General features: G+C 57.8%; 8 protein-coding genes. 3 read left to right on the forward strand and 5 right to left on the reverse strand.

Annotation, left to right across the window (positions count from 1 at the left end; all coding sequences use genetic code 11):
* The 3 genes from QMX93_RS19350 to hemJ all read right to left on the reverse strand — a co-directional run bounded on the left by QMX93_RS19350 (nucleotide 1) and on the right by hemJ (nucleotide 2,458).
* Nucleotides 1–951, reverse strand: coding sequence for a DUF805 domain-containing protein (locus QMX93_RS19350; RefSeq protein WP_282357659.1), 951 nt, complete (start codon nucleotides 949–951; stop codon nucleotides 1–3).
* Between the two features lie 73 nt (nucleotides 952–1,024).
* A complete protein-coding gene (locus QMX93_RS19355) occupies nucleotides 1,025–1,996 on the reverse strand; it encodes a nitronate monooxygenase family protein (RefSeq protein WP_282357660.1) in 972 nt (323 codons plus the stop codon).
* Nucleotides 1,997–2,029: 33 nt separating this feature from the next.
* Nucleotides 2,030–2,458, reverse strand: coding sequence for a protoporphyrinogen oxidase HemJ (gene hemJ, locus QMX93_RS19360; RefSeq protein WP_282357661.1), 429 nt, complete (start codon nucleotides 2,456–2,458; stop codon nucleotides 2,030–2,032).
* Between the two features lie 132 nt (nucleotides 2,459–2,590).
* On the opposite strand from hemJ, the gene argC reads away from it, so the two are divergent.
* Both argC and erpA read left to right on the forward strand, forming a co-directional pair.
* The gene (argC, locus tag QMX93_RS19365; RefSeq protein WP_034155112.1) at nucleotides 2,591–3,625 is read left to right on the forward strand and encodes an N-acetyl-gamma-glutamyl-phosphate reductase; all 1,035 of its coding nucleotides are present in this window, start codon (nucleotides 2,591–2,593) and stop codon (nucleotides 3,623–3,625) included.
* Nucleotides 3,626–3,779: 154 nt separating this feature from the next.
* Nucleotides 3,780–4,130, forward strand: coding sequence for an iron-sulfur cluster insertion protein ErpA (erpA, locus tag QMX93_RS19370; protein WP_008077999.1), 351 nt, complete (start codon nucleotides 3,780–3,782; stop codon nucleotides 4,128–4,130).
* Between the two features lie 73 nt (nucleotides 4,131–4,203).
* Here erpA and QMX93_RS19375 read toward each other — a convergent pair whose 3' ends face one another.
* Both QMX93_RS19375 and QMX93_RS19380 read right to left on the reverse strand, forming a co-directional pair.
* Complete coding sequence (locus tag QMX93_RS19375; RefSeq protein WP_159814832.1) at nucleotides 4,204–5,295, reverse strand: anhydro-N-acetylmuramic acid kinase; 1,092 nt, start codon at nucleotides 5,293–5,295, stop codon at nucleotides 4,204–4,206.
* Between the two features lie 3 nt (nucleotides 5,296–5,298).
* Complete coding sequence (locus QMX93_RS19380) at nucleotides 5,299–6,723, reverse strand: peptidoglycan DD-metalloendopeptidase family protein (protein ID WP_282357662.1); 1,425 nt, start codon at nucleotides 6,721–6,723, stop codon at nucleotides 5,299–5,301.
* Nucleotides 6,724–6,935: 212 nt separating this feature from the next.
* Here QMX93_RS19380 and tyrS point away from each other — a divergent pair, with 212 nt between their 5' ends.
* A complete protein-coding gene (gene tyrS, locus QMX93_RS19385; protein WP_282357663.1) occupies nucleotides 6,936–8,135 on the forward strand; it encodes a tyrosine--tRNA ligase in 1,200 nt (399 codons plus the stop codon).
* Nucleotides 8,136–8,361: the final 226 nt, after the last annotated feature.

The raw sequence follows: 8,361 nt of genomic DNA on the forward strand, positions 1-8,361 counted from the left end.
TCATTCTTTCGCAGAGTCTACAGGGGCCTGCGCCGGTTCGGCTGCCTCGTCGGCGGAATTCGCTGCAGGTTCGACCTCGACGTCGATTTCATCGGTGGTCACTGAACCGCTTTGGTAGCTGCTTTCCAGATTGCTTTCATATTCGTCCTGGACGGCCGAGAACCCGCCGAATATTCCACCGACAAAGATCAACGCGAAGAACACGATCCACAACGAGCACAGCACTTTGACCGCTGTGCTGTTCGGTGGCGGCGGCGGGCCGTAGCGGTTGGCGCCGGTATTGCCCGGCACGACCATAATCACCAGCGGGAAGAAACTGCCCACCACCGGCACCAGGTTGAGCAACCAGAGCCAGCCCGACCAGCCGATATCGTGCAGGCGCTGAACGCTGAACAGAATGCTGACGATGAAAAAGCCGAGGAACAAAAAGAAGGCGAGAATCCCGCCGATGATCAAGCCAGTGGTCGATTCGCCGCTGACCAGCCCCAAGGCGATCAGTGCGAACACACCCACGATCGGCAGCGTCACCAAGCCGAGCACCATTGTCCAGGCAAGAAAACGCAGACGACCGATCCGGCCTTCGACCCCAAACGGCTTGAGCGTTGCGAAGGCCGGCAGACTTTCGCCGACGCTGGCACGTGGCGGTGCATAAGGAGAGTCAGGTTCGGCCACGGCGGGGGCATGCTCGTGGACGTCATTGAGGTTCAGCTCGATGGCGGTTTCATTTTCAATGCGCGCATCAATCCCGGTTTTGTTCAGCGCTTGGAGGTACGTCTGCGCATCGCTGTGGGAAAGATCGCGTTTGAGGGCGACGACACTGCCATTGAAGAGACGCTCAATTGCGGCCACATCGCTTTTGAATAGATTCGCCAGATTGAGTTTGGCGGTCGTGATATCGACACCGGGCTGTAGAGCACCGTCGAAAACGATCTTGTAACGGGGTTCGCTCATGGCCGAGGCATCCTTGTCGCGAATGATTGAGGGTCAGCAGTGTAAGGCCAGTCAACGGGCGACTGGCCTGTTTTTATTGGCGAGGCCAGCGTAGCGGTAGCTGTGCAGCGCGCTCCTGCGCCTGACGATACTCGGCGTCGAGTCGTGCGATCAACTGATCGACACTCGGCAGGTCATCGATCTGCCCGACACCTTGACCGGCAGACCATACGGTCTTCCAGGCCTTGGCCTCGTCATTGATCGGCTTGAGCTTGTCGCCAAAATTCACTTCGCCCTTGCCTTGCAGGGCAGCCGTATCGAAACCGGCGGCTTGCAGGCTCTGGCGCATGAAGCTGGCCGGAACCCCTGACACCGCTGGAGTATGAATGATGTCCGCAGCCTTGGCTGTCAGGAGCATCTCCTTGTAAGCGTCAGGCGCATGACTTTCAGTGGTGCCGATAAATCGCGTACCGAAGTAGGCCAAATCCGCGCCGAGCAGCTGTGCGGCGAGAATCTCATGGCCGTGGTTCAAACATCCTGCAAGCAATAGCGTCTTGTCGAAGAACTCACGGATCTCGGCGATCAGCGCAAACGGGCTCCAGGTACCGGCATGGCCCCCGGCGCCGGCCGCGACCGCGATCAAACCATCGACCCCGGCCTCGGCCGCTTTCTCGGCATGCCGGCGCGTGGTGACGTCATGGAAGACCAGGCCACCATAACTGTGTACCGCGTCGACCAACTCTTTCACCGCGCCGAGGCTGGTGATGACGATCGGCACTTTGTGTTCGACGCAGATGTTCAGATCCGCCTGCAAGCGCGGATTGCTGCTGTGTACGATCAGGTTCACTGCGTAGGGCGCGGGGTTCTCCAGTGTCGCAAGGCCCGCTTCGATCTGTTCCAGCCACGCTTTGAAGCCGCTGCTTTCGCGTTGGTTCAAGGCCGGAAAACTGCCGACTACGCCATTACGGCAGCAGGCGAGCACCAACTCAGGGTTGGAAATCAGAAACATCGGCGCCGCCACTACGGGCAGACGCAGACGTTGTTCGAGCAAAGCGGGCAGCGACATGATGAATACCCCAGAGATCTGTTCTTGTTGAAGTTAGAACGGCTTGACCACGACCAGAATTACAATAGCCAGCAATATCAGAACCGGCACTTCATTGAACCAGCGATAAAAGACATGGCTGCGGGTGTTTTCGCCACGGTCAAAACGTTTTACCTGCGCGCCGCACATGTGGTGGTAGCCGATCAGCAAAACGACCAGAGTCAGTTTGGCGTGAATCCAGCCGCCCATGCTGAAGATGCTCGGATTGAGGTAGATCAGCCAGCCGCCGAAGATCAGCGTGGCAATCATCGCCGGGCCCATGATGCCGCGGTACAACTTGCGCTCCATGACGCTGAAGCGTTCTTTGCTGATCGTGTCTTCGCTTTGCGCGTGATACACGAACAGTCGCGGCAAGTAGAACAGTCCGGCAAACCAGCAAACGACGCTGACAATGTGAAAAGCTTTTATCCATAAATAGAGCATTTTTAGTTATTCCAGGTTCACGGTACCCGGATAGTAGAGGCTTGAGCGTCCGCACGTCACCTTGACGGTTGTCGCAGGGCCGCGCGGCCCCTATTATCGACGGCTTTCCAGTGGGTTCTTTGAGGGCAGGTTATGGTCAAGGTCGGTATCGTCGGCGGCACGGGTTACACCGGTGTCGAATTGCTGCGTCTGTTGGCACAGCATCCGCAGGCAGAAGTGGTTGTGATCACTTCCCGATCCGAGGCCGGTCTGGCCGTGGCTGATATGTACCCGAACCTGCGCGGCCACTACGACGGCTTGGCCTTCAGCGTGCCGGACATCAAAACCCTCGGCGCTTGCGATGTGGTGTTCTTCGCCACGCCGCACGGTGTGGCTCACGCACTGGCGGGCGAACTGCTGGCAGCGGGCACCAAGGTCATCGACCTGTCGGCGGACTTCCGTCTGCAAGACGCGGAAGAGTGGGCCAAGTGGTACGGCCAGCCGCACGGCGCGCCTGAACTGCTGGACGAAGCGGTTTACGGTCTGCCGGAAGTCAATCGCGAACAGATCAAGAAAGCTCGTCTGATCGCGGTGCCGGGTTGCTATCCGACTGCGACGCAGCTGGGTTTCCTGCCTTTGCTTGAAGCCGGTCTGGCCGATACTTCGCGTCTGATCGCCGACTGCAAATCCGGTGTCAGCGGCGCCGGTCGCGGTGCAGCTGTAGGCTCGTTGTACTCCGAGACGTCGGAAAGCATGAAGGCGTACGCGGTAAAAGGTCACCGTCACTTGCCGGAAATTCGCCAGGGTCTGCGTCGCGCAGCGGGCAAGGACGTGGGGCTGACCTTCGTTCCGCACCTGACGCCGATGATTCGTGGTATTCACTCCACGCTCTACGCGACCGTGGTTGATCGTTCGGTGGATCTGCAGGCGCTGTTCGAAAAGCGTTATGCCAACGAACCGTTCGTCGATGTGATGCCAGCCGGTAGTCATCCGGAAACCCGCAGCGTGCGTGGCGCCAACGTTTGCCGCATTGCGGTTCACCGTCCGCAGGATGGCGACCTCGTCGTGGTGTTGTCGGTGATCGACAATCTGGTCAAAGGTGCGTCGGGTCAGGCAGTGCAGAACATGAACATCCTGTTCGGTCTGGACGAGCGCTTCGGCCTGTCCCATGCCGGTATGCTGCCATAAGGGCAGCTACAAGCTTCAAGTTGTGAGCCGCAAGCGTGAAGCTCGCAGCTTGAATCTTGCCGCTGCTCCTCTAATAGTTGACCGATTTTCTAGGAGAAGCGGATAATGCGCGTCATCACGCATTATGGCGGCGTAACGCCGGGAGATAGTCAGCATGAGCGTCGAATCCTTCACCCCCACGGCTTTGCAATTCACCCACGGTGCCGCGCACAAGGTGAAGAGCCTGGTCGATGAAGAGGGGAATGATCGCTTGAAGCTGCGCGTATTCGTTACGGGCGGCGGTTGTTCAGGGTTTCAATACGGTTTCACCTTCGATGAAGACGTGGCCGAGGACGACACCATCGTCGAGCGCGAAGGTGTGAGTCTGGTGGTTGATCCGATGAGCTTCCAGTACCTGGCCGGTGCTGAAGTGGATTACCAGGAAGGTCTGGAAGGTTCGCGCTTCGTGATCAAGAACCCGAACGCCACCACGACCTGTGGTTGCGGCTCTTCGTTCTCGATCTGACGCCTCTTCGTTTCAGATAACAAAACGCCGCAGAGCCTTTCGGTTCTGCGGCGTTTTGCTGTGTGCGGTTTGATCAGGCCGGGTAGATGGCGCCCAAGACGCGAAGACCGCGCGCGCCGGTGACGCTTGGGCGGTTGGCGGCGATGCCTTCGAGGCAGCAATGAGCGAGCCAGGCGAAGGCCATGGCTTCGACCCAGTCCGGATCGACGCCGTGAGTGGCAGTGCTGGCTACGGTTGCGTTAGGCAGCAGGGCGGCCAAGCGCTTCATCAATGTGGCGTTATGCGCGCCACCGCCACAGACCAACAACTCTTGGGTGTCGGACTGAGCGCTTTGCAGCGACTCGATGATGGTCAGCGCAGTCAGTTCAAGCAGCGTGGCCTGCACGTTTTCCGCAGCGAAGGCCGGCAACCGTGACAAGTGTTGCTCCAGCCAAGGCAGGTTGAACACTTCGCGACCGGTGCTTTTCGGGCCTTTGGTGACGAAGAATGGATCGCTGAGCAGCGCCTGCAACAGGGTTGGCTCAACAGCACCTGATCTCGCCCAGTCGCCATTACGGTCGTAGTTTTCACCGCGCTGCTGCTGAATCCAGGCGTCCATCAGAACATTCCCAGGGCCACAGTCGAAACCGGCTACAGGCTTGGTCGGCTCTATCAGACTCAGATTGCTGAAACCGCCGACATTCAAGACTGCCTGGTTACCGGTACGCTCTTCGAACAAAGCTTCATGGAAGGCCGGAACCAGCGGCGCACCCTGGCCGCCGGCAGCGACATCGCGGCTGCGGAAGTCGCTGACCACGGTAATGCCGGTCAACTCGGTGAGCAGGGCAGGGTTGCCGATCTGCACCGTGAAGCCGCGCGCCGGTTCGTGGCGAATGGTCTGGCCGTGGCTGCCGATCGCACGAATGGCTTCGGGTTTGAGTTGCTGCAGGTCGAGGAGGGTATGAATACCCTGCGCGGCGAGCTTCACCCAGTGTTGCTGGGCAATCGCCGAACGGGCGATTTCGTCGGGGCCGCTGGCGCACAAGCCAAGCAGCTCGGCGCGCAGGGATTCAGGCATGGGAATGTAGTGCGTGGCGATCAGTTTGATCGCCGAGGTCTGCTCAATCAGAGCAATGTCCAGGCCGTCGAGGCTGGTTCCGGACATCACACCGATATAAAGGGCCATGGCTTAACGCTTGCTCGAAGCCAGCATGGTGGCTTTCTCTTGATCCATGCGCGCCATCAGCGGTTGGCTCTGCGCGAGGAAGCGAGCACGCTCGGCTTTGGCGATCGGGTCAGCCATTGGCAGCTTCTGGCCCAGCGGATCGACGTGGACGCCGTTGACCTGGAACTCATAGTGCAAGTGCGGGCCAGTGGACAGGCCGGTGGTGCCGATATAGCCGATCACCTGGCCCTGCTTGACGGTACCGCCGGTTTTCACGCCCTTAGCGAAGCCTTGCATGTGGCCGTAAAGGGTACGGTAAGTGTTGCCGTGCTGGATGATCACGGTGTTGCCGTAACCGCCGCGGCGGCCGGCCAGCAGTACTTTACCGTCGCCGGCAGCCTTGATAGGCGTACCGCGTGGTGCTGCGTAGTCGACGCCTTTGTGGGCGCGGATCTTGTTGAGGATCGGGTGTTTGCGGCCCATGGAAAACTTCGAGCTGATGCGGGCGAAGTCTACCGGCGTACGGATGAACGCCTTGCGCATGCTGTTGCCGTCAGCGGTGTAGTAGCTGCTGTTGCCTTGTTTGTTGGTGTAACGCACGGCGGTGTAGGTCTTGCCGCGGTTGGTAAAGCGTGCAGAGAGGATCGGGCCAGTGCCGACGGCTTTGCCGTTGACCACTTTTTGCTCATAGATCACGTCGAATTCATCGCCCTGACGGATGTCCTGAGCGAAGTCGACGTCGTAACCAAACACGCTCGCCATGTCCATGGTCATGCTGTGCGAGAGGCCAGCGCGGGCGGCGGACTGGGACAGCGAGCTGTTGATCACGCCGTGTACGTAAGCGGTGCGTACGGTGGGTTTAGCGGTAACCCGATTGAAGGCATAACCCTTGTCATTCTTGGTCAGGGTAATGGTTTCGACGTCGCTGACCTTGCTGTGCAGGCTGGTCAGTTGGCCTTCCGGGTTCAATTCGAATTCGAGCTTCTGGCCGTGTTTAAGTTGGCTGAACTGTTTGGCTTGTTTATCGCTGGCCAATACTTCGTGAACGGAAGCGGCGGGCAGACCGACCTTTTCAAACAAAGTGGACAGCGTATCGCCCTTGGCGACGACCACTTCGCGATGGCTGGCAGCCTTGGCTTTCTCTGCAGTCGGGGCAGGTGCTGGCTCGGTTTCAGCGGTTTGCGGGGCAGTTTCGTCGGTGTTTTCGATCTGTGCAAATGGCGAGCTGACAGGCTCATTTGTGGCTTGAGCGGCGTCAGCAGCGTCTTGATCTTGTGTCAGTTGTTCAGCAGGACTTTCCAGTTCAAGACTCAGGGTCGTCTTTTTGGCTTCAACATCACTGGAAGGGAATACCAGGAGCGCCAGACTGAGAAGGGCAGCGATTCCACTTGCAGCGAGCAGGTGGGTCTTCGGGTAAAGCGGAGGCGCTTTAGACGGTTCTGTGGTCATAAGTAGTTTTGACTTTGAAATATGATGAATTGGAAAAGATGAATGACATGATGAAGATGAAATAACTGTATAAAATATAACCAAATCATCTCTTAAGCAAGTCTACAGACAGCGCGTTTGTGGATTGGTGTCCGTGCGCCGGGCAAAACTTGTAATTGGTGCACGATCTTGTATGGTTGGTTCCCTTTGAATCTGAGCCTTGCGGGTCTGTTATGAAGTCGGTTGAAGAGCAGCTAGCGCTGATTAAACGTGGTGCGGAAGAACTATTGGTCGAGTCCGAGCTGATCGAGAAGCTCAAGCGCGGCCAACCGCTGCGTATCAAGGCTGGTTTCGATCCGACCGCTCCGGATCTGCATTTGGGTCACACGGTGCTTATTAACAAGCTGCGCCAGTTCCAGGAACTGGGGCATCAGGTGATCTTTCTTATAGGTGACTTCACCGGGATGATCGGTGATCCGAGCGGCAAGAGCGCCACGCGCCCACCGTTGACCCGTGAGCAAGTCCTGGAAAACGCCGAGACTTATAAGGCTCAGGTGTTCAAGATTCTCGATCCAGCGAAAACCGAAGTTGCTTTCAACTCCACCTGGATGGATCAGATGGGGCCGGCGGACTTCATTCGTTTGACTTCGCAGTACACCGTTGCTCGCATGCTTGAGCGCGATGACTTCGACAAGCGCTACACCACCAATCAACCGATCGCTATTCACGAGTTCCTCTATCCGCTGGTTCAGGGTTACGACTCGGTGGCCTTGCGTGCGGACGTTGAGTTGGGCGGCACCGATCAGAAGTTCAACTTGCTGATGGGGCGCGAGCTTCAGCGTGGTTACGGTCAGGAAGCTCAATGCATTCTGACCATGCCGCTGCTTGAAGGTCTGGATGGCGTGAAGAAGATGTCCAAGTCGTTGGGCAACTACGTCGGTATTCAGGAAGCGCCGGGCGTCATGTACAGCAAACTGGTTTCGATCCCGGATGCATTGATGTGGCGTTACTTCGAGTTGCTTAGCTTCCGCTCGATGGACGAGATCAATGCGCTGCGTGCTGATGTAGAAGCAGGCGCCAATCCGCGTGACGTCAAAATCAAGCTGGCTGAAGAAATCGTTGCGCGCTTCCACGGTGAAGAGGCTGCGGCCAATGCTCATCGCGCGGCGGGCAATCGCATGAAGGATGGCGAGCTGCCGGATGACCTGCCAGAGATCGAGCTGACTTCTGCTGAAGACATGCCGATCGCCGCTGTTCTTAATAAGGCAGGTCTGGTGAAGAACTCTGCAGCGGCGCGCGACCTGTTGGCGTCCGGTGGTGTGCGTGTTGATGGTGAGGTGGTTGATCGCTCCTTTATATATGTACTGGGCGCGACTCACGTTTGCCAGGCAGGCAAGAAGGCATTTGCACGGATTACGCTGAAATCCGAGTAAAGCTGCAAATAGGGGTTGACGGCGAATTCTAGATGTCTATAATTCGCCCCACTTCCGGCGCAGTCGAAACGGAAAACTCCTTGAGATTCAATGAGTTATGTAGGTTTCGGCAGCAAGTGCTTCAGTTCATCGAAGCCAAAAGGAAGTTGAAAAAGAGGTGTTGACAGCAGCGTGTAACGCTGTAGAATTCGCCTCCCGCTGACGAGAGATCTGAAGCGCAAGTGGT

Origin of the sequence: Pseudomonas sp. PS01303, from assembly GCF_029959385.1 — a bacterium.
GTDB lineage: Bacteria > Pseudomonadota > Gammaproteobacteria > Pseudomonadales > Pseudomonadaceae > Aquipseudomonas > Aquipseudomonas rustica.

What these genes read in the sequence shown, in the direction of transcription:
- QMX93_RS19350 (WP_282357659.1), bottom strand. Translation starts at nt 951, where the DNA reads ATGAGCGAACCCCGTTACAAGATCGTTTTCGACGGTGCTCTACAGCCC.
- QMX93_RS19355 (WP_282357660.1), bottom strand. Translation starts at nt 1,996, where the DNA reads ATGTCGCTGCCCGCTTTGCTCGAACAACGTCTGCGTCTGCCCGTAGTG.
- hemJ (WP_282357661.1), bottom strand. Translation starts at nt 2,458, where the DNA reads ATGCTCTATTTATGGATAAAAGCTTTTCACATTGTCAGCGTCGTTTGC.
- argC (WP_034155112.1), top strand. Translation starts at nt 2,591, where the DNA reads ATGGTCAAGGTCGGTATCGTCGGCGGCACGGGTTACACCGGTGTCGAA.
- erpA (WP_008077999.1), top strand. Translation starts at nt 3,780, where the DNA reads ATGAGCGTCGAATCCTTCACCCCCACGGCTTTGCAATTCACCCACGGT.
- QMX93_RS19375 (WP_159814832.1), bottom strand. Translation starts at nt 5,295, where the DNA reads ATGGCCCTTTATATCGGTGTGATGTCCGGAACCAGCCTCGACGGCCTG.
- QMX93_RS19380 (WP_282357662.1), bottom strand. Translation starts at nt 6,723, where the DNA reads ATGACCACAGAACCGTCTAAAGCGCCTCCGCTTTACCCGAAGACCCAC.
- tyrS (WP_282357663.1), top strand. Translation starts at nt 6,936, where the DNA reads ATGAAGTCGGTTGAAGAGCAGCTAGCGCTGATTAAACGTGGTGCGGAA.